Below are 18,759 nucleotides of genomic sequence, written 5' to 3' on the forward strand. Positions count from 1 at the left end.
CTCACGTCCCGTCGAGCAGCAGGTGCCCTACTCGTTCGACCACCTTGGGCGGCACCGTGACCTGCTCGGCGGCGCCGAGCGCGGCGACATGGGCGGCGACATCGTCATCGAGGGCGAGATGGTCGAGCATGACGCGCACCGCGTGCTCGATCGGCAGATAGCGCTTGGGCAGCATGGACAGGGTCCGGTAGGCCGTGAACGGCTCGGCGTAGGGGTTGAGCCGCACCACCGGCGGCAGATCCTTCCAGCGGCCCGGCCACTCCCGCTCGGCCGACCACTGCTGGGGTTCCATCACCGCGGCGCCGTGATAGCGCAGCATGCCCAGCCGCAGTAGTTGCCAGACGGCCGCGAGAAACGGGCAGGACCAGCGCCGCGCCTCGCCGCGGTCGTGCCACAGTTCCACGTCCAGGAAGATCGAATGCTCGCGCCGGCCGTATTCCTGTGGGGGCCGGTACTGTTCGGGATGCATCGCCGAGCGGGATCGGCCGGTGCGTTCCCGGCGGCCGTTGCACAGCCACCCGGATTCGGAGGTCGGCGGTCGGCCGCCGGTGGCGGTCTCCTCGTCCTCGGGCTGGGCGACCAGACGAGCCGCCACCATCTCCGCGACCGGGATCGGGTCGCCCACGGCGACGCCGCCCGCGAACACCGGGGCCTCGTGGCACCCGGATTCCCGGGCCAGATAATCGATCTGCAAGCCTGCGTCGCCGGCGGCGTCGAGCAGCCGGTCCAGGACCTTCGCCGGTTCGAAGCCGGGCTGGAAGTAGTCGTCGAGCAGATAGCAGGTGCTCACCCGGGCCTCCGGGCCGAACTCGACCCGGGCGCGTTCGGTGAAGGCGTGCACCAGCGGCACGACGCCGCGGAACTCCGAGCGCACCCGCTCGGTCTCGTCGAGGATCTCCTCCAGCGAGAAGTGGCCGATCTCGATCGACAGGTGCGCCATGGGTAACGGCGCGATGGATGATTCCTCCGACGCCTCACGATAGGTTGGCAAACGCATTACTCGATATCCCAGGTCGACTTGTCGGTCAGTCGCCGCGCCAGATCCGTGTACGCCTCGACCGTGGCCTCGTTGGCGAGCTGGGCGTTCACATCGACGTCCAGGATCAGCTGTTCCCGCCACTGCAGCATCGGTTCGATGGGGGTCTGGCCGAGCATCATGGCGGCGCCGATCCGGTTCGCCATCGCCAGTTCGCGCAGGGCGACGGCCTGCTCGTCCAGCCAGGCGGACTGGGGCGGGCGATCCCCGCTGCGGGTCCGGTCCGCGGCGGGCACGGCGGTGCGCACACAGCGCGTCGAGGCGAGCAGGGCTTCGGAATCGTGCCCCCATTCGCCGCCGGTCTTGATCAGCCCGTGCGCGCCGTGCACCAGACCACCGGCCGCCAGCACGTGCTGGTGTGTCCAGCGATGGAAGACCAGCCACCGATGCGCGCAGTTGCGCAGCGGACCGGACGCGGTGGCGCGCAGCGCGAGTTCCAGGGCCACCGAGCGCCCGGCGCTCAGATCGACCATGACCACGCTGAATTCGCCGAGCAGCGACGACAGCAGAGTCGCGACCCGCTCCACTTTCACGTCGTCACAGCCGAACTCGGCGCCGCCCTCGTCGCCCGGAAAGAGCACCAGCTTTCCGGACCCCGGCGGGTCCCGGCGCAGCTGGGACCGATCGGTGGACCGGGTGACGTTCAGCCGGGCCGGCTCGCCGATCTGATCCTGGAGATAGGAATGCAGCCCGAGACCCTCGGCGATGCCGCGTTCGACCCCGCCGATCTCGAACAGCGCGCCGGCGGTGGGCGACCCGAAATCGAAATCGACATAGGCGACGTCGTGGCCGCGCAGGCACAGCCGGTAGGCGATATTGCAGCTGGTGACCGACCGGCCCGTGCCTCCCTTGTCGGAGGTCGCGAAGACCAGCATCGGGTCGCTGCCCCGGGCTCTCATCGGGTGGCGTCCTCCCGGGCGTAGGCCAGCGAGTCCAGCCGCAGCAAGGCGTCGGCGGCCAGGCTTTCCGCGGTGTGCGGCCGTTTGTTCAGGATCGACCGGGCTCGGTCGAGGGCCTGCTCGATGGCCTCCAGTTCCTTGAGGCGCGGCGAGTAGGCGGCGTCACTGATCTGGAGCATCTCCTGATTCAGCAGGTGCTCGGCCTCGCTGATCCGGCCGACCGCGACGGTCACCATCCCCGAGGCTGCCAGCGGCGGGCGCTGGAAGGTGTTGTGCGCGACGACCAGGCACTCCATCATGCGCTCGGTCAGGAACCACGAGGGCGCGGGATCGCCCGGACCCGCGACCGGGGCGAGGTTGTCCCACAGGCCGGTCGAGCGGCCGTCGTCGATGGCCCGGCCGCGCATGTGATCCATGGCGGCGGTGGCGAGGTCGAAGAGTTTCTCCCGGGTTTCGACGTCGCGAGCCAGGCGCGCGGCTTGCAGACTGCGCTTGAGCAGCAGCGTGGTGAAGTCACCGACGTGGTAGCCGAGCAGCGGGCCGTCCTCGATGCCATCGGAACCCTTGAGCGTCAAGGTGACTCCGGGGTAGTGCATGGCGGCGGCCGGATCGTCGGGGACCTCGCGGTTGATGATCCGCGCCCGCTGGGCCAGCTGGGTGAGCACCTCGACGGTGCGCGCGAGATCGGTGGTGGACTCCCGTTCCAGCAGGTCCTGGATCAGGAAGGCGGTGACGGCCAGGCTGTAGTAGTCGGAGTACTTGCCGTCCGAGGTCCGCCACGGCAGGTCCTCCAGCGGCCAGCGGCCGGTCCCGAAGCGCGAGATCGTGGACCAGTAGCGCTGGGTCAGCTCCGCGCGCCGCTTGAGCGCCTCCGCCAGCTGGAGCTGATGGCCCTCGAGCAAGTCCGGTTCCTGAGTGCGCTGGGAGTACAGATCCTTGATGCCGTCGAGCGCGACCAGGGTGAAATAGAGGTAGGGCTCGGTGACCGCGTGCCCCGGCTGCTTGCCGATCCGGATCGAGACCTCCTTGACCTCACCGGCTCTGGTGTCGATGCCCCAGCTCCAGCCGCACTCGAAGGCCAGGTTCTCATCGCGCAGGTCGATATCGGCGGCGTGACCGCTGCGGACGTCGTTGGCGGCCTGCACGCGGATCTGCTCGAGGGTGGCCGACAGATCGGCGGTGACGTCCTTGAAGGCGGCCCCGGTCTGGTTGACCAGCTTCAGGATCTCCTGCCCGGCAGGGGAGGTGAACGGCGGCGTGTGGATGACGAAACTGCGGATCAGGCCCGCCATCGCGGCGGTGAGGCGGGCGCTCACCCGCGGCGTCAGCTCGTTGATTCGCTCGTCCAGGCGCTTGGCCTCGCGGCGTACCTCGCGATGCAGGTAGCGCTTGAGGCCGCGCACGAAGCGCAGCACCGCGATGCACAGGCTCAGCGACATCGAGTAGGCGTCCACCACGTCGAGTTCGCGCTGCTCGGCAGAGGGTTCGCCGAAGCCGACGTCGCGAAAGTAGCTGCCGCCGGCGAAGAGCGGCTCGCCGTCGGCATCGGTGTAGCGGTCGAAGAATTCCTCGATCATCTCCACCAGCGCGCCGCCGATGCGGATGTCCTCGCCCAGCACCGCCATGACCGAGGCCACGTCGTCGGAGGTGGCCACGCTGTCCGGGTCCAAGGCGAAACTCAGGATCTCGGTCGCCGGGTAGAGCAGGCACATCAACTGTTCGGCGTCGCTGATCGCGTTGCTGCCGTCGCGGCCGCCCCAGACCCACGCGCCGTCGCGATAGGACGTACGCAGGTGCGCGCGCCAGAGCTCGAGAAGTTGTTGCCGCGGTCGAATTCTCATCGATGCCCCTCCGTACAACCAGCCCCTCAAGTGTGAGCGCAGGACGGAGATCTTGTCATCGGTTGCGCCGGAATATGTTTCGCCCGTGTCCCAAGGGGGACGAAACGCCCACACCGACTCCGGATCGACACCGCGCGGTTGCCGGGGTCGACGCCGGTGCGCCGGCGCCCGGGGCTAGGCGGCCGTCAGGAATTCGTCGATCAGCGGCCAGGTCGCCGTGCGCGCCTGCGGACCGGCGATCAGCGCCAGGTGGTTCAGGCCAGGGATGCTGGCGAACTCGACTTCGGCTGCGCCGGTAAGTATTTCGACGCCGGGAGCGATGGTGGCGGCGGGGGCCAGGGTGTCGCCGTTGCTGCCGATTAGCAGGACCCGGCAGCTGAGCTTGCTCAGATCGATGACACGCTCGGAGCTCAGGTGGACCTGGCCGCGAGCCAGCTGGTTGGCGACGATGAGCTGGCGATAGGTCTGGCGGTAGAGGCGGCCGGGGTAGCCGGGCATGGCGTCGATGAAGCGGTCGATGGCTTCCATGCGGGCCAGCGCCTCGGTGTCGCCGGCGTTGCGGGCGATGAACAGCGGGCGGGTCAGTTCGCGCGACAGCGACATGCCGCGGAAGCCGGCCTGCACGAAGAGGCCGGGGATGCCGCCGAAAAGGTGTGTGGCGTAAGCGATCTCGCGGCCACCAGTCATCTTGGCGAACATCCGGACGGGCTTGAGCAGCACGTTCTTACCGAAGTCCATGGGCGAGCCGAGCGTGGTGACCGAGCCCAGCGGCAGGTCGGCGTGGTCGGCGGCGGTGAGCAGGCTGATGATGCCGCCCAGCGACCAGCCGATCACGTCCACGTCGGCGCCGTCGTGCTCGGCGCTGAGGCGGGCGACGGCGGTGGGGACGATGTCGTCCACCCACTCCTCGAGGCCCAGGTCGCGGTCGGCGGAGGTAATGCGGCCGTAGTCGAGCACGTAGGGCTGGCGTCCGGTATCGAGCAGGTATTGGGCCAGGCTCTGGCCCGGCCGCAGGTCGTAGCAGGAGGAATCCACGGCCAGGGGCGGCACCAGCAGCACCGGATTACCGGTGGCCGGGGTGGCGCGATCGAAGCGGCGCAGCTGCCGGTGCGGGAGGTCGTACAGTACGGTCGACGGTGTGCGCGTGGGCATTTCGATGCCGTTGCCGAACGTCAGCGCCCAGCCGTTGCGCAGCGCCGGGGGCAGGCTGGTGATGGGCCACGTCATCCGGGGTCGATTCCTCTCGGCCGATGGACGGACACGACCGTCCAAACTAGACGTTACAAACTGTAACAGACATTCCCGCCCACTTTTGCCGTGAGTTAGGATAGCCTTGCCTGACTTACTGGAAGGGGTTGCGCGTGCGCGTCGTCATTATGTTCGGAACGGAGATGGGCACCGCGGAGGCCGTCGCGGAGTGTCTGGCCGAGGAGCTGTCGGGTCACGAGGTCTCGGTGCACGACATGGCCGAGCTACACCCCGCCCGCCTCGACGTGACCGATCTCCACCTCGTGGTCTGCTCCACCTACGGCGACGGCGACCTCCCCACCGGCGCCGAACCCTTCTTCGACCTGCTCGACGCCACCCGCCCCGACCTCACCGGCCTGCGCTTCGCCGTCTTCGGCCTCGGCGACAGCGTCTACGGCGACACCTTCAACCGCGGTGGCGAGATCGCCGCCGAAGAACTCACCGCTCGCGGCGCCACCCAATTCGGCGAGCACGCCCGCCACGACGCCTCCACCGAAATCCGGCCCAAAGACCTGGCCCGGGCCTGGGCCCGCACCCTCCCGCTGCACGAACTGCTCGGCGTCTGACGACCACCGCAGCTCGCGCCGCTGTCGGGCGGTTCGGCTAGATTGTCTCAGGGTCGCAGCACATTTCGGGTGGGCGGTCCGAGGCTCGGCGGGGAGGGTGGTCGTGAGTTTGCAGCCCGGGGACCGGTTCGCCGGGTTCACGATCGAGCGGAAGCTCGGGGCCGGTGGGATGGGGACGGTCTACCTGGCCGTGCATCCGCGATTGCGGCGCAAGGTGGCGCTGAAGGTGCTCGCCAATGCCTTTGTCGCGGATCCCAAGACGCGCGCGGCGTTCGATCGTGAGGCGCGGGTGGCCGCCGGGCTCGATCACCCCAACATCGTGGCGGTCTACGACCGCAGCGCGGCCGATGACCCGGACCTGTGGCTGACGATGCGCTACATCGACGGCGGTGATGCGTCCGTGCTGCTGGACACCCATCCCGCGGGGCTGGATCCGGCCCGGGCGGTGCGGTTGCTGACCGGCGCCGCGCACGCGCTGGACTACGCGCACGCACAGGGCGTGCTGCACCGGGATGTGAAACCCGCGAATCTGCTGATCGAGCACAGCCCGGGGCAGGGCGAGCGGGCGGTGCTCACCGACTTCGGGATCGCCCGCACCCTCGACGACACCGTCACCCTGTCCGGCATCGCCGCCACCTTCGCCTACGCCGCACCGGAGCGGTTCACCGACGCGGCCGCCGACCACCGCGCCGACATCTACTCGCTGGGCTGCACACTGTTCCAATTGCTCACCGGCAAAACACCTTTCCCGCGCAAGGACCAGGCGGCCGTGATCGGCGCGCACCTGAGCGCGCCACCACCCGCGCCGCGGGAGCAACGGCCCGAACTCCCGGCCGAACTGGATGCGGTGATCGCCACCGCACTGGCCAAATCGCCGCAGGACCGATTCGCCACCTGCACCGAACTCGCCGAGGCCGCGGCCCGCGCGCTGCCGCCCGAGGTGCCTGTGGTGCACCTGGAAAAGGCACGGCCGGTACAGATTTCGAGTCCGGCACCCGATCAAGCGCTGGTGCCCACCGTTATTCGCGCGCCACAGGCAGGCGCGAGCACTTCTCTCCCAGCGCTTACGCCACAGGCAGGCGCGGGCAATCCTCCGGCAGCGCTCACGCCACAGGCACGCGCGAGCGCTCCTCCCGCGGCGCCCACAACACAGGCAGGCGCAAGCGCTGCTCCCGCAGCGCCCACGCCGCGGGCCGGTGCGGGCGATCCTCCGGCCGCGCCCACGCCACAGGTCGGCGCGAGCGCTCCTTCCCCAGCGCCGACGCCGCGGGCCGGTGCGGGCGATCCGGCCGCCAGGCTGAACCGCCGCCGCCGGTACGCGCTGCTATCGGCGCTGGCGCTGGCCGGTGTCGCTGTGCTGACAGGTGTGGCCTTCACCGCTCGTGACCAGCCCGCCGCCGATCAGACGACGACCTCGACCACCGTCAGCACCGAGCAACCGGCTTCCACCACAACCACACCGGCTCCGAGCGCACCGCCGCCGCCCGAGGCCGCAGCGCAGGCCGAGACCCACGAGTCGATCGCGCCCGCACCGCCGACTCAGCAGTATGTGCCGCCGGTCCAGCGCCCGCAGAACCCCGCCACCCAGGCGCCCCAGGTGGTCCCGCAGACGCGAGTTCACCAGTGGCCCGGGTGATTCCGGTCCCCGCTCAGCCGGCGTTCGCGGTGCAGAGGGCGTCGAGGACGAACAGCGGCCGGGTGAGCTCGTAGAACGGCAGGACGGTATCCGGGCCGGCCAGCTTCCGGGCATTCTGCTCGGCTTCGGCGATCGAGCGGCCGGTACCGGCGAAGTACATGGGACCGGAGCCGAAGGGGCTCCGGTAATCCCGTTCGAGCACCACACCGCATTCGTTGTGGATCCGCGCCACGATGCGGCAGCCCGGATCCGCGCAACTGTCCAGAGCGGCATTGTCCGCGCCGTACTGGGTCGGATAATCGGTGGCCGCGCCGACCCGGAAGACAGTCACGGCGATCGCGCCGTACAGGTCACCGGCCGCCTGCGCGCTCCCGGACCCGGCCATAACAAGTGCCCCGGCCGCCGGAATCACCATGACCCGCAACAACTTTCCCAGCATCGCCCTACGTCCCCTCATCGCGCGTTCGCGGTGCACACGGTGTCCCGGATGAAACCCTGCTCGATCACGGAGCTGCCCCAGACCAGCGGGATCACCGTGGCGCCCCACCACATTTTCTCCGGTACCTGGGACAACGCCATCCGCTCCGCGTCGGCGGCATTGGCTCCGGTGCCGTAGTAGTAGACGGGGTGCACGCCCCACAGGCCACGCGAATTCATCTGCGCGGCGGCGCCGCAGGAATTCTTGATCTCCAGCGTGACCCAGCACCCGCTCCCGCACGCGTCCAGCGCCGCCTGATTGGCGGCGGCCTGCGAGGAATGGTCCGTGGACGTGCCGAGCGCCTCGTAACCACCCCGCGCGATGGCGCCGTAAAGGTTGGCGGCCTGCGCGTTCCCGGCCCCGGCGACCAGCAACGCCCCCGCCGCCGGAATTACCATGGCCAGCGCGGATTTTCGCAACAGCGACATCAATTCACCCCGAGATCGAAACAGCGATACCGGCCGATCATCGCGGCAATGCCGGGGACTGTCCAGCCAGTTCCCTAGAGTGAACCTTTATGAAGGTATTCCAGATCGGTGCCGCCGGAGGTGTCGGCCGCAGGCTCACTCGATTGCTCGCCGAGCGCGGGGACGAGGTCACCGGGATGTACCGCAAGCCGGATCAGGCCGAGGCGGTGCGCGCGGCCGGGGCCACTCCCCTGCCCGCGGACCTCATCGCGGATTCCGTCGAGGAGCTGGCGGCGAAGATGGCCGGGCACGACGCGGTGGTGTTCTCGGCCGGAGCCCACGGCACCGGCATGGATCAGACCACCCTGATCGACGGCGAGGGCCTGGCGAAGGCGGCCGACGCCGCCGTGCGGGCCGGCGTCTCCCGCTTCGTCCTGGTGTCGGTGTTTCCGGAGGCCGGTCGCGATCGCGCGCCCTCGGAGGGCTTCGAGCACTACATGCGAGTGAAGAAGACCGCCGATGTCTATCTGACCGGCACCGATCTCGACTGGGTCATCGTGCGGCCCGGCACGCTGGTCGACGAGCCCGGTACCGGCCGCGTCACCGCGGGCTGGGCGATCGAGTACGGCACGGTGCCGCGCGACGACGTGGCGGCTTTCCTGGCCGCCGCACTGCACGAAACGGCCCTCAGCCGGGCCATCGTCGAACTCACCGGCGGCGACACTCCGGTCGCCGACGCGGCCGCGCGGCTGATCCGCTAGCCGATCGCGGCGCGAGCCGCGGCGGCCACCTCATGGGGCGGCCGCTCGACGTCGATGGTGACGACATCCGTCTCGCCGGTCGGATCTTCGAGCGTGGCGAGCTGGGAGTCGAGCAGGGAGGCGGGCATGTACTTGTGGTGCCGCGTGGTGACGCGGCGCCGCAGTTCCTCGTGGGTCGCGCGCAGATAGATGAAGGTCAGCGTGGCCTCGGGATGCCCGGCCACGCCCTGCCGCAGCACGTCGCGATAGGAGCCCTTCAACGCCGAGCAGGCGATGACGGCCGACCCGCCGTCTTCGACGCGCCGGGCGATCCACTGCGCGATCGTCTCCAGCCACGGCCACCGGTCCGCGTCGGTGAGTGGGTGCCCGGCCGCCATCTTCGCGACATTGGCGGGCGGGTGGAGTTCATCGCCCTCGAGCATCGGCCACGCGAGGTCGGTGGCCAGGGTGCTCGCCACCGTCGACTTGCCCGACCCGGACACCCCCATCACGACCACGATCCGGGGCCGGGGTCCTGCGCTCGACATGAATCCTCCTCGAATGACCGGCACTGCGCGGTCGAGTGCCCACGTCCGACCTTACTGGGACGACCGAGACCGGATCGTTTGCCGCAATCCTGACAACTCACCCGCCGATGTGTGCAGGATGGAGTTGTAGCGTCCGCACGGCAAACCCATGGACCGGCGGGCCGGGCACCCGGCCGCGGCGAGGAATCGAGGTCGCATGCGCGCACTCACGATCATCCCCGAACAGGCCGGTTCACTGGCCGTCACCGAGGTGCCCGATCCGGTGGCCGGGCCGGGTGACCTGCTCGTACAGGGGATTGCCGTCGGCATCTGCGGCACCGATCGGGAGATCGCCGCGGGCGACTACGGCTGGGCCGAACCCGGCAAGGAGCGCTTGGTCATCGGGCACGAATCGCTGGGCCGGGTGCTGACCGCGCCCGAGGGCAGCGGATTCACCGCGGGCGACCTCGTCGCCGGGATCGTGCGCCGCCCCGACCCGGTCCCCTGCGGCGCGTGCGCGCACGAGGAATTCGACATGTGCCGCAACGACCAGTACACCGAGCGCGGCATCAAGCAACTCGATGGCTACGCCTCGGAGCGGTGGCGGGTCGAGGCCGACTACGCGGTACGGCTCGATCCCGAACTGGGACTGACGGGCGTGCTGATGGAGCCGGCGAGTGTCGTCGCCAAGGTCTGGGAGCAGATCGAGCGTGTCAGTCAGCGCGCCTGGTATCGGCACGAGCGCGTGCTGGTCACCGGCGCCGGGCCGATCGGACTGCTGGCCGCGCTGCTGGGCAAGCAACGCGATCTCGACGTGCACGTGCTCGCGCTGGGCGAGGACGGGATCCAGCCCGCGATGGCCCGGGCCCTGGGCGCCACCTATCACAGCGACCCGCTACCGGAGGTGTCCGGCAAGATCGAGCCCGGCATCATCATCGAGGCCACCGGCTCGGCCCAGGTCGCGGTGGACGCGGTGACGAACAACCCCGCCGCCGCGATCGTCTGTCTCACCGGCGTCTCGCCCGTCGGCCGCGAGGTCACCTTCGACGCCGGCGCCGCGAATCGCAACATCGTGCTGGAGAACGACCTGATCTTCGGCTCGGTGAATGCCAACAAGCGGCACTACCAGCAGGCGGCCGAGGCGCTCGCGGCCGCGGATCCGGACTGGCTCGCCGGTCTGATCACCCGCCGCCTGCCGCTGGACCGGGCGCTCGACGCCTTCGCACCCGGCCACGACGACATCAAGGTCGCGGTCGAACTCTGACCGCGATCAACCCATGGATTCCAGTGTGCGGCCCTTGGTTTCGCGCACCAGGCGGCGGACGAACGGAATGGAGACGAGGGCGGCGAGTGCGTACAGCCCGTACGCCCCGGCCAGACTCCATTCCGACAGCGACGGGAACGAGACTGTGACCAGCCAGTTGGCCAGCCACTGGGCACACGCGGCCACCGACAGCGCGATGGCGCGAATGCGGTTGGGGAACATTTCCCCCAGCAGCACCCAGACCACCACGCCCCAGGACAGCGCGTAGAAGAGCACATAGAGGTTGGCCGAGACCAGCGCCACGGTGCCGGGCACCTTGGGCATGGACGGATCGTCCTGCGTGCCACCGACATAGGTGAACATCCACGCGCACAGACCCAGCGTCACCGCCATGCCCGTCGAGCCGACCAGCAGCAGCGGTTTGCGGCCGACCTTGTCGACCAGCGACATCGCGATGACCGTGCCGACGATATTGATGACCGAGGAGATCATCGACACCAGCAGCGAATTGGAGGTGTCGATGCCGACCTGCTGCCAGAGCAGCGAGGAGTAGTAGAAGATCACGTTGATCCCGACGAACTGCTGCAGCGCGGAGATTCCGATGCCGATCCAGACGATCGGCAGCAGCACGCCGCGGCCGTGGCTGAGCAGGTCCCGCGGCCCGGAGCGGACCTCGCCGGCCATCGCCTTGCGAATCTCGTCGACGCGCTGGTCGAGGTGCGCGGGGTCGTCGTTCTCCACTTCCGCGAGCACCTTGCGGGCCTCGTCCTCGCGCCCGTTCGCGATCAGGTAGCGCGGCGATTCGGGGATGAGGAAGGCCACCGCGCCGTAGACCAGCGCGGGCACCACCTCCGCGCCCAGCATCCAGCGCCAGGCCTCCAAACCGCCGATCTCGGCCTCGTTCGACCCGCCCGCCGCGGTCGCGATCAAATAGTTGACCAGCGCCGAGAACGCGATACCCAGCACGATCGCGAGCTGCTGGAACGAGGCGAGCCGCCCGCGATAACTCGGCGGCGCCACCTCGGCGATATAGGCCGGCGCCACTACCGAGGCCTGCCCGATGGCAATGCCGCCGAGGAAGCGCCACACCGTCAGATCGACATCCCCGAAGGCGAACATGCTGCCCACGCCGCTGACCGCGAACAGCAGCGCACTGAGTTGCATGACGCGGGTGCGGCCGAAGCGATCGGCCAGCCAGCCCGCGGCCAGGGCGCCGACGGCCGCGCCCGGCAGCGCCGCGGCCACGATGAATCCCATGGTGGCCGAGGAGATCCCGAAGTGGTGCTGGATCCCGGTCACCGCGCCGTTGATGACCGAGGAGTCGTAACCGAACAGGAAGCCGCCCATCGCCGCGGCGGCCGCGACGAAGACGACGTTGGCCCCGATGGCGCCCGGGTTCGCGGTGGCGTCCGGGTGCGGCCGGGAGGCGGTCATCGGCCGGAGTCGATTCGTTCCCAGCCGCGCCGTGCCGGACGCTCCGCCAGCTGGCGGGGGTCGCGGCTGCGGTAGACGATGTAGGGCCGGAACAGGTACTGCACCGGCGCGCTGAACATGTGCACCAGCCGGGTGAAGGGCACCAGCGCGATCAGCAGCATGCCGATCACCGCGTGCACGTGGAAGGCCAGCGGCGCCTGGGCCATCAGGTCGACCTCGGGTTGCAGCGTGAAGATGCTGCGCGCCCACGGCGCGATGGTGTCCCGATAGTTGTAGCCGTCGTGGATGTTCGAGTGGCTCAGCTTGGCGTACAGGCCGGTGAAGATCGCCCCCACCAGCACCACGTACATGAGCTTGTCGTTGCGGGTGGTGGCCTGGAAGACACCGGTATTGGTGCGGCGGCGATAGACCAGCATGCCGATGCCGAGGATCGCCAGCACCCCGGCCGCCGTGCCGCCGAACAGCGACATCAGGTGGTAGGCGTGCTCGTCGAAATGTAAGGCGTCGGTCCACGACGCCGGAATGAACAGGCCCATCAGGTGGCCGAGGAAGACGAACAGGATGCCGTAGTGGAACATAGGCGAGGCGATGTTCAGCAGCCGCGATTCGTACAGTTCCGAGGAGCGGGTGGTCCAGCCGAACTTGTCGTAGCGGTAGCGCCAGGCCAGGCCGGTGGCGAGCAGGCCGATGACGAGGTACGGCAGCGCACCCCACAGGAAGATGCTCATCGTTGGTCTCCAGTCAGCAGGGGAAGCATTCCGAGATGTCCATAGGGCTCGAGGCCGACGGTCTCGCGCGGCGGCCCGCCGCGCGCCATGGCGCGCGCCGCCGCGCGGTCCTTGGGTGAGGCGCCGGGGAGCGTCGCGCACACGCCGGTCAGCACGGCGGCGTAGGCGTTGCCCTGGTCCCCCAGGGCCAGGCGCAGCAGTTCCAGGGCCGGGCGATGCTCGAGTAGCAGCGCGTCGGTGCGGGCCAGGGCGCTGAATTCGAGGACGGCGGGCAGGAAGTCGGGCAGCTCGGCGTCGTCGAAGTCGAACCCGTGCGCCCGGTAGCGGTCTTTGAATCCCACCAGCGCGGTGCCGCGGTTGCGGGTGTCACCGTCGGTCCACCAGGTCAGGTACAGGCTGTGCCGGTTGGTGAAATCGAAGGTGTCGACGTAGGCCGAGGTGCGCTGCTCCGGCGCGAGTTGCGCTGTGGCAGCGAAGAACTCACGCACACTGCGCGCCGCAGCATGTTTCGACGACGCCAGCGCGCCGTCCAATTCCGGGATGTCCGAGATGAATTCGGCATCCGGATAGGCCAGGCAGGCCGCGGCCACCCGGTAGACGATCGCGGCCTCGTCGTGGACCCGAGTCACTGGTGCAGCTCCTCGGGGGTGTCGGCGGTCTGCTGTTTGCGCATCGCGTGGAAGCTCTCGATGGTGACCAGGGGCAGCGATTTACGCCCGGACCCGGCGCCGAACGCGCCGTCCTCGGCCATGCCGGGCCCGCCCTCGACGTCGAGGCTGCACCCGCTGTTCACCACCGACTCCTCCAGGTTGTGCGCCTCGGCCATGGCGGCGGTCGGAATCACGTAGCGGTCTTCGTATTTCGCGATCGCGAGCAGATGGAACATCTTCTCGATCTCGGCCGCGGTCATGCCGACGGCCGCGGCCTTGTCCTCCGAGACCTCGCGCCCGAGGTTGATGTCGGCCATGTGGGAGCGCATGGCCGCCAGGCGGTTCAGGCTGGCGCGCACCGGGCCGGTGTCGCCGGCGGTGAACAGCTCGGCCAGGTATTGCAGCGGGATGCGCAGGGCGTCGATCGCGCCGAACAGGTTGCCGGCGTCCTCGCCGTCGAATCCGCTGCCGGACACCGCGTCCACCACCGGGGACAGCGGCGGGATGTACCAGACCATCGGCATGGTGCGGAACTCCGGATGCAGCGGCAGCGCCACCTTGTAGGTGCTGATCAGCGCGCGCACCGGGGACCGTTGCGCCGCGTCCAGCCACTCCCGGGAGATGCCGTCGCGCTCGGCCGCCCGGCGCACCTGCGGATCCTCGGGATCCAGAAAGCAGTCCAATTGCGCTTGGTAGAGCTGCTTTTCGTCTTTGGTCGCGGCCGCCTCGGTGATCTTGTCGGCGTCGTAGAGCATGACGCCGAGATAGCGCAGCCGCCCGACGCAGGTCTCCGAGCACACCGTGGGCAGGCCGACCTCCACGCGCGGATAGCAGAACGTGCACTTCTCGGCCTTGCCGGTCTTGTGGTTGAAGTAGATCTTCTTGTACGGGCAGGCGGTGACGCATTGGCGCCAGCCGCGGCACTGGTCCTGATCGACCAGCACGATGCCGTCCTCGGCGCGCTTGTAGATCGCGCCCGACGGGCAGGCCGCGACGCAGGCCGGATTGAGGCAGTGCTCGCAGATGCGCGGCAGGTAGAACATGAAGCTCTCTTCGAAGGTGAACCGGATCTTCTCGCCCACCTCCTCGCGCATCTTGATCACGTTCGGGTCCTCGGGGCCGTGCTCGGCCGCGCCGCCGAGGTTGTCGTCCCAGTTCGAGGACCACTCCACGGCCATCGGCTTGCCGGTGACCAGCGAGCGCGGCGGGGCGACCGGGTAGTCGTCGCCCAGCGGCGCGTCGGTCAGGTTGCGGTAGTCGTAGGTCCAGGGCTCGTAGTAGTCCCGCAGGGTCGGCAGCACCGGGTTGGAGAATATGCTCGCCAGCTTCCAGGCGCGCGAGCCCTGCTTGAGCTTCAGCTTGCCGCGCCGGGTCAGCGTCCAGCCGCCCTTCCACTGCTCCTGGTCCTCGTACCGGCGCGGATAGCCCAGGCCCGGCCGGGTTTCCACATTGTTGAACCAGGCGTACTCCATGCCGGAGCGGTTGGTCCAGGTCTGCTTGCAGGTCACCGAGCAGGTGTGACAGCCGATGCACTTGTCCAGATTCATCACCATCGCGATCTGTGCCATCACGCGCATCAGTACGTCACCTCCTGGGAGCGGCGGCGGATCACGGTGATCTCGTCACGCTGGTTGCCGGTCGGACCGAAATAGTTGAAAGCCCAAGACAATTGGGCGTAGCCGCCGATCAGGTGGGTCGGCTTGAGCAGCACCCGGGTCAGCGAGTTGTGGAAACCGCCACGGCGGCCGTTGGTTTCGGACTTGGGCACGTTGATCGTGCGTTCCTGGGCGTGATGCATGTACACCGTGCCGCGCGGCATCCGCGGCGACACGATGGCGCGGGCGACCACCACGCCGTTGCGGTTCACCGCCTCGATCCAGTCGTTGTCGGCGACACCGATCGAGTCGGCGTCCTCCACCGACATCCAGATCCCCTGTCCGCCACGGGAAAGCGAGAGCATGAACAGGTTGTCCTGGTACTCGGAGTGGATCGACCACTTGTTGTGCGGCGTCAGATAACGCACCGTCACCTCGTGCTGCCCGTCCGGGCCGAGCGCGGGTTCGCCGAAGAGCCGCCGCATGTCCAGCGGCGGCCGGTAGACCGGCAGCGCCTCGCCCAGCTCGTGCATCCAGTCGTGGTCGAGGAAGAAGTGCAGCCGCCCGGTGAGGGTGTGGAACGGCTTGAGGTGCTCGGTGTTCAGCGTGAACGGCGCGTACCGCCGCCCGCCGGATTCACTGCCGGACCACTCCGGCGAGGTGATGACCGGCACCGGCGCGGCCTGGGTGTCGGCATAGGTGATGCACAGGCCCTCCTTCTCGGTGGCCAAGTGCGCCATCGGCTGGCCGGTGCGCTTCTCCAGTGTCTCGAAGCCTTGCACCGCCAAGCGCCCGTTGGTCGTTCCGGACAGCGCCAGAATGGTGTTGGCGGCCTTGATCGCGGTGTCCAGCGCGGGGCGGCCGGCGGCGATGCCCGAGGCCACCACGCCGTTGATGCCGCGCAGGTAGTCGATCTCCGCGTCGGGGCGCAGCATGATGCCCTTGGCGGGCAGGCCGAGCTTGTCGGCCAGGGGGCCCAGCGCGGCGAACTTCGTCGCGATGGCGGTGTAGTCGCGTTCCACCACCGCGAGCCCGGGCATGGTCTGTCCGGGGATCGGCTCGCATTCGCCCGCACGCCAATCCAGCGCCACGCCGCCGGGTTGCGCGGTCTCCCCGACGGTGTCGTGCTGGAGCGCGGTGGCCACCACGTCGTGGCGGGTGTCCAGGTGTCCCACGGCCAGTTCGCTCAACCGCGCGGCCAGATCGTAGAAGGCGTCGAAGTCGGTGCGGGCCTGCCACGGCGGGTCCACCGCCGGGGCGAACGAGTGCACGTAGGGGTGCATGTCGGTGGAGGACAGATCGTGCTTCTCGTACCAGGTCGCGGCGGGCAGCACCACATCCGAGAGCATGGTCGAGGAAGTCATCCGGAAGTCCAGGGTGAGCAGCAGATCGAGCTTGCCCTCCGGAGCGTCCTCGTGCCACACCACATCCCGGGGCCGCGACTCCGGGGCCGCGGGTTCGGCGCGCAGCGAGTGGTGCGTGCCCAGCAGGTGCTTGCTGAAGTACTCCGCGCCCTTGGCCGAGGAGCCGAGCAGGTTCGAGCGCCACAGCGTGAGCACGCGCGGCCAGTTCTCCGGCGCGTCCGGATCCTCGTTCGCGAAATTGAGCCGCCCACTGCGCAATTCGTCGACGACATAGTCGGCGGGCGCCATGCCCGCGGCCTGCGCCTCGTCGGCCAGATCCAGGGGGTTGCGGTTGAAGGTCGGATACGACGGCATCCAGCCCATGCGCGCGGACTGGGCCAGGACGTCGGCGCCGGTCATCCCCGCGAACCGGCCGGTGCCCAGCGGCGAGGACATGACGTCGGCGGTGAACTGGTCGTAGCGCCACTGGTCGGTATTGAGGAAGAACCAAGCGGTGCCGATCATTTGACGCGGCGGCCGGGACCAGTCGTTGGCCGAGGCCAAAGTCGCCCAGCCGGTCACCGGGCGGCACTTCTCCTGGCCGACGTAGTGCGCCCAGCCACCGCCGTTGCGCCCCTGACAGCCGGTGAGCAGCAGCAGCGACAGGAACGAGCGGTAGATCGTCTCGGAGTGGAACCAGTGATTGGTGCCCGCGCCCATGAGAATCATGCAGCGGCCCTTGGATTCCTCGGCGACGCTCGCGAACTCGCGCGCGATCTTGATCGCGCGCGCCGCGGGCACCGAGGTGATCTGCTCGGCCCACGCGGGCGTGCCCGGCGTGCCGGGGTCGTCGTAGCCGCTGGGCCAGGCACCGGGCAATCCCGTTCGGGCCACGCCGTATTGGGCCAGCAGCAGGTCGAAGACCGTGGTCACCAGCGGCCCGTCCGCGCTCAGGCGCTGGGCCGGGACACCCCGCCGGATCGTCTCGCCGCGGCCCTGCCCGTGCTCGCCGCCCTCGGTGTCGAAGCGGGGCAGCAGCACCTCCACCCCGCTGCCGCGCCCGGCCAGCGAGAGCAGCGGCCGGACCTGCTCGAGGTCCAGATTCCAACGGCCCGCGCCGGTTTCGGTCCAGCGGAAGCCCAGCGAACCGTTCGGCACCACGGGCTGACCGCTGGTCTCGTCCAGCAGCACCGTCTTCCACTGCGCGCCCTCACCGGTGTCACCCAGGTCGGCGGCGCGCACGAATTTGTCCGGCACGTAGGCGCCGTCGCGTTCGACCAGCGTCACCAGGAACGGCAGGTCGGTGAACTGCCGCACATAGTCGCCGAAGAACGGGACCTCGCGATCGACGAAGCACTCCTTGAGCACCACGTGGCCCATCGCCATCGCCAATGCGCCGTCGGTGCCCGGATGCGGGTGCAGCCACTCGTCGGCGAACTTCGCGTTGTCCGCGTAATCGGGGGCGACCACGACGACCTTCTGGCCGCGGTAGCGGGCCTCGGCCATCCAGTGCGCGTCCGGCGTGCGGGTCACCGGCACGTTGGAGCCCCACATGATCAGATACGCGGCGTCCCACCAGTCGCCGGACTCGGGTACGTCGGTCTGGTCGCCGAAGACCTGCGGCGAGGCGACCGGGAGGTCGGCGTACCAGTCGTAGAACGACAGCATGGGCGCGCCGATCAGACCCATGAACCGCGCGCCCGCCGCGTGCGAGACCATCGACATCGCGGGGATCGGCGAGAAGCCGGCGACGCGGTCCGGGCCGTAGTTCTTGATCGCGTGCACGTGTGCGGCCGCGGCGATCTCGATCGCCTCGTCCCAGGTGGCGCGCACCAGCCCGCCCTTGCCGCGGGCCTGCTGGTAGCGGCGCCGGCGTTCCGGGTCGGCCTGGATGTCGGCCCAGGCGCGGACCGGATCGCCGAGGCGGCCGCGCGCCTCGCGATACATCTCCAGCAGGACACCGCGCACATACGGATAGCGGACCCGGGTCGGCGAGTAGGTGTACCAGGAGAACGACGCGCCGCGCGGGCAACCGCGCGGCTCGTACTCGGGGCGATCCGGCCCGACCGACGGATAGTCGGTGGCCTGGGTCTCCCAGGTGATGATGCCGTCCTTGACGTAGACCTTCCAGCGGCAGGAGCCGGTGCAGTTCACGCCGTGGGTGGAGTAGACGATCTTGTCGTGGCTCCAGCGGTCGCGATAGAACACATCGCCCTCGCGCCCGCCGACGATCTGTTCGCTGTGCAGGTCCGCCGCGGGTTTGCCCGGCCGGAAGTAGCGCGCCGAACGCAGCAGCAGTTCGCCGGTCTCGCCCGGGCCGGGAGCCTCCCGCATCATCGGGCGCCCGTCCCGATCGCCGTGCCGCAC

Annotated in this window: 16 protein-coding genes; 4 read left to right on the plus strand and 12 right to left on the minus strand. The window is 69.3% G+C overall.

The window, feature by feature from the left end:
- Position 1: 1 nt before the first annotated feature.
- From AB0H76_RS31770 to AB0H76_RS31785, 4 genes are all read right to left on the minus strand, one after another.
- Positions 2 to 997 (minus strand): SCO2522 family protein, encoded by a 996-nt coding sequence (locus tag AB0H76_RS31770; RefSeq protein WP_357330709.1) that lies wholly within the window; start codon positions 995 to 997, stop codon positions 2 to 4.
- Positions 997 to 1,935: an SCO2523 family variant P-loop protein gene (locus tag AB0H76_RS31775; RefSeq protein ID WP_357330710.1), complete on the minus strand. Its 939-nt coding sequence runs from the start codon at positions 1,933 to 1,935 to the stop codon at positions 997 to 999. The genes AB0H76_RS31770 and AB0H76_RS31775 overlap by 1 nt, the downstream gene beginning before the upstream one ends.
- Positions 1,932 to 3,776 carry an SCO2524 family protein gene (locus AB0H76_RS31780; RefSeq protein WP_357330711.1) on the minus strand — a complete coding sequence of 615 codons (1,845 nt, stop codon included), beginning with the start codon at positions 3,774 to 3,776 and terminating at the stop codon, positions 1,932 to 1,934. The genes AB0H76_RS31775 and AB0H76_RS31780 overlap by 4 nt, the downstream gene beginning before the upstream one ends.
- Before the next feature lie 174 nt (positions 3,777 to 3,950).
- Positions 3,951 to 5,003, minus strand: a complete 1,053-nt coding sequence (locus AB0H76_RS31785) for an alpha/beta fold hydrolase (RefSeq protein ID WP_357330712.1) — start codon at positions 5,001 to 5,003, stop codon at positions 3,951 to 3,953.
- A gap of 134 nt (positions 5,004 to 5,137) precedes the next feature.
- Between AB0H76_RS31785 and AB0H76_RS31790 the strand changes: the two genes are divergently transcribed.
- Both AB0H76_RS31790 and AB0H76_RS31795 read left to right on the plus strand, forming a co-directional pair.
- Positions 5,138 to 5,590 (plus strand): flavodoxin domain-containing protein, encoded by a 453-nt coding sequence (locus tag AB0H76_RS31790; RefSeq protein WP_357330713.1) that lies wholly within the window; start codon positions 5,138 to 5,140, stop codon positions 5,588 to 5,590.
- 103 nt (positions 5,591 to 5,693) lie between these two features.
- Entirely contained in the window at positions 5,694 to 7,226 is a 1,533-nt protein-coding gene (locus AB0H76_RS31795) for a protein kinase (protein WP_357330714.1), read from the plus strand.
- 13 nt (positions 7,227 to 7,239) lie between these two features.
- Here the strand turns inward: AB0H76_RS31795 and AB0H76_RS31800 are convergent, their stop codons facing one another.
- Positions 7,240 to 7,665 (minus strand): DUF4189 domain-containing protein, encoded by a 426-nt coding sequence (locus AB0H76_RS31800; protein ID WP_357330715.1) that lies wholly within the window; start codon positions 7,663 to 7,665, stop codon positions 7,240 to 7,242.
- 14 nt (positions 7,666 to 7,679) lie between these two features.
- On the minus strand, positions 7,680 to 8,132 hold the full coding sequence (locus AB0H76_RS31805) for a DUF4189 domain-containing protein (protein ID WP_357330716.1): 453 nt from the start codon (positions 8,130 to 8,132) through the stop codon (positions 7,680 to 7,682).
- 89 nt (positions 8,133 to 8,221) lie between these two features.
- Here AB0H76_RS31805 and AB0H76_RS31810 point away from each other — a divergent pair, with 89 nt between their 5' ends.
- Complete coding sequence (locus AB0H76_RS31810; RefSeq protein ID WP_357330717.1) at positions 8,222 to 8,872, plus strand: NAD(P)H-binding protein; 651 nt, start codon at positions 8,222 to 8,224, stop codon at positions 8,870 to 8,872.
- Here the strand turns inward: AB0H76_RS31810 and AB0H76_RS31815 are convergent.
- Positions 8,869 to 9,399, minus strand: coding sequence for a gluconokinase (locus AB0H76_RS31815; RefSeq protein ID WP_357330718.1), 531 nt, complete (start codon positions 9,397 to 9,399; stop codon positions 8,869 to 8,871). The two genes, AB0H76_RS31810 and AB0H76_RS31815, sit on opposite strands and share 4 nt — an antisense overlap.
- Before the next feature lie 196 nt (positions 9,400 to 9,595).
- Here AB0H76_RS31815 and AB0H76_RS31820 point away from each other — a divergent pair, with 196 nt between their 5' ends.
- Complete coding sequence (locus AB0H76_RS31820) at positions 9,596 to 10,642, plus strand: glucose 1-dehydrogenase (RefSeq protein ID WP_357330719.1); 1,047 nt, start codon at positions 9,596 to 9,598, stop codon at positions 10,640 to 10,642.
- A gap of 6 nt (positions 10,643 to 10,648) precedes the next feature.
- Here AB0H76_RS31820 and AB0H76_RS31825 read toward each other — a convergent pair whose 3' ends face one another.
- From AB0H76_RS31825 to AB0H76_RS31845, 5 genes are read right to left on the minus strand one after another with little or no spacing between them, the layout of a single operon-like run.
- Positions 10,649 to 12,076: a sugar porter family MFS transporter gene (locus AB0H76_RS31825; RefSeq protein ID WP_357330720.1), complete on the minus strand. Its 1,428-nt coding sequence runs from the start codon at positions 12,074 to 12,076 to the stop codon at positions 10,649 to 10,651.
- Positions 12,073 to 12,804, minus strand: a complete 732-nt coding sequence (gene narI, locus AB0H76_RS31830; protein WP_357330721.1) for a respiratory nitrate reductase subunit gamma — start codon at positions 12,802 to 12,804, stop codon at positions 12,073 to 12,075. The genes AB0H76_RS31825 and narI overlap by 4 nt, the downstream gene beginning before the upstream one ends.
- The gene (gene narJ / locus AB0H76_RS31835; protein WP_357330722.1) at positions 12,801 to 13,433 is read right to left on the minus strand and encodes a nitrate reductase molybdenum cofactor assembly chaperone; all 633 of its coding nucleotides are present in this window, start codon (positions 13,431 to 13,433) and stop codon (positions 12,801 to 12,803) included. The genes narI and narJ overlap by 4 nt, the downstream gene beginning before the upstream one ends.
- The gene (gene narH / locus AB0H76_RS31840; RefSeq protein WP_357330723.1) at positions 13,430 to 15,031 is read right to left on the minus strand and encodes a nitrate reductase subunit beta; all 1,602 of its coding nucleotides are present in this window, start codon (positions 15,029 to 15,031) and stop codon (positions 13,430 to 13,432) included. The genes narJ and narH overlap by 4 nt, the downstream gene beginning before the upstream one ends.
- Positions 15,031 to 18,729: a nitrate reductase subunit alpha gene (locus tag AB0H76_RS31845; RefSeq protein ID WP_357330724.1), complete on the minus strand. Its 3,699-nt coding sequence runs from the start codon at positions 18,727 to 18,729 to the stop codon at positions 15,031 to 15,033. Before AB0H76_RS31845 ends, narH begins: the two co-directional genes overlap by 1 nt.
- Positions 18,730 to 18,759: the final 30 nt, after the last annotated feature.

This window comes from Nocardia sp. NPDC050712 (assembly GCF_040654295.1).
GTDB lineage: Bacteria > Actinomycetota > Actinomycetes > Mycobacteriales > Mycobacteriaceae > Nocardia.

Coding starts and splice junctions, on each gene's coding strand:
- AB0H76_RS31810 (WP_357330717.1), top strand. CDS start 8,222: ATGAAGGTATTCCAGATCGGTGCCGCCGGAGGTGTCGGCCGCAGGCTC.
- narI (WP_357330721.1), bottom strand. CDS start 12,804: ATGAGCATCTTCCTGTGGGGTGCGCTGCCGTACCTCGTCATCGGCCTG.
- narH (WP_357330723.1), bottom strand. CDS start 15,031: ATGCGCGTGATGGCACAGATCGCGATGGTGATGAATCTGGACAAGTGC.
- AB0H76_RS31780 (WP_357330711.1), bottom strand. CDS start 3,776: ATGAGAATTCGACCGCGGCAACAACTTCTCGAGCTCTGGCGCGCGCAC.
- AB0H76_RS31800 (WP_357330715.1), bottom strand. CDS start 7,665: ATGCTGGGAAAGTTGTTGCGGGTCATGGTGATTCCGGCGGCCGGGGCA.
- AB0H76_RS31820 (WP_357330719.1), top strand. CDS start 9,596: ATGCGCGCACTCACGATCATCCCCGAACAGGCCGGTTCACTGGCCGTC.
- AB0H76_RS31805 (WP_357330716.1), bottom strand. CDS start 8,132: ATGTCGCTGTTGCGAAAATCCGCGCTGGCCATGGTAATTCCGGCGGCG.
- AB0H76_RS31825 (WP_357330720.1), bottom strand. CDS start 12,076: ATGACCGCCTCCCGGCCGCACCCGGACGCCACCGCGAACCCGGGCGCC.
- AB0H76_RS31845 (WP_357330724.1), bottom strand. CDS start 18,729: ATGATGCGGGAGGCTCCCGGCCCGGGCGAGACCGGCGAACTGCTGCTG.
- AB0H76_RS31770 (WP_357330709.1), bottom strand. CDS start 997: ATGCGTTTGCCAACCTATCGTGAGGCGTCGGAGGAATCATCCATCGCG.
- AB0H76_RS31775 (WP_357330710.1), bottom strand. CDS start 1,935: ATGAGAGCCCGGGGCAGCGACCCGATGCTGGTCTTCGCGACCTCCGAC.
- AB0H76_RS31815 (WP_357330718.1), bottom strand. CDS start 9,399: ATGTCGAGCGCAGGACCCCGGCCCCGGATCGTGGTCGTGATGGGGGTG.
- AB0H76_RS31785 (WP_357330712.1), bottom strand. CDS start 5,003: ATGACGTGGCCCATCACCAGCCTGCCCCCGGCGCTGCGCAACGGCTGG.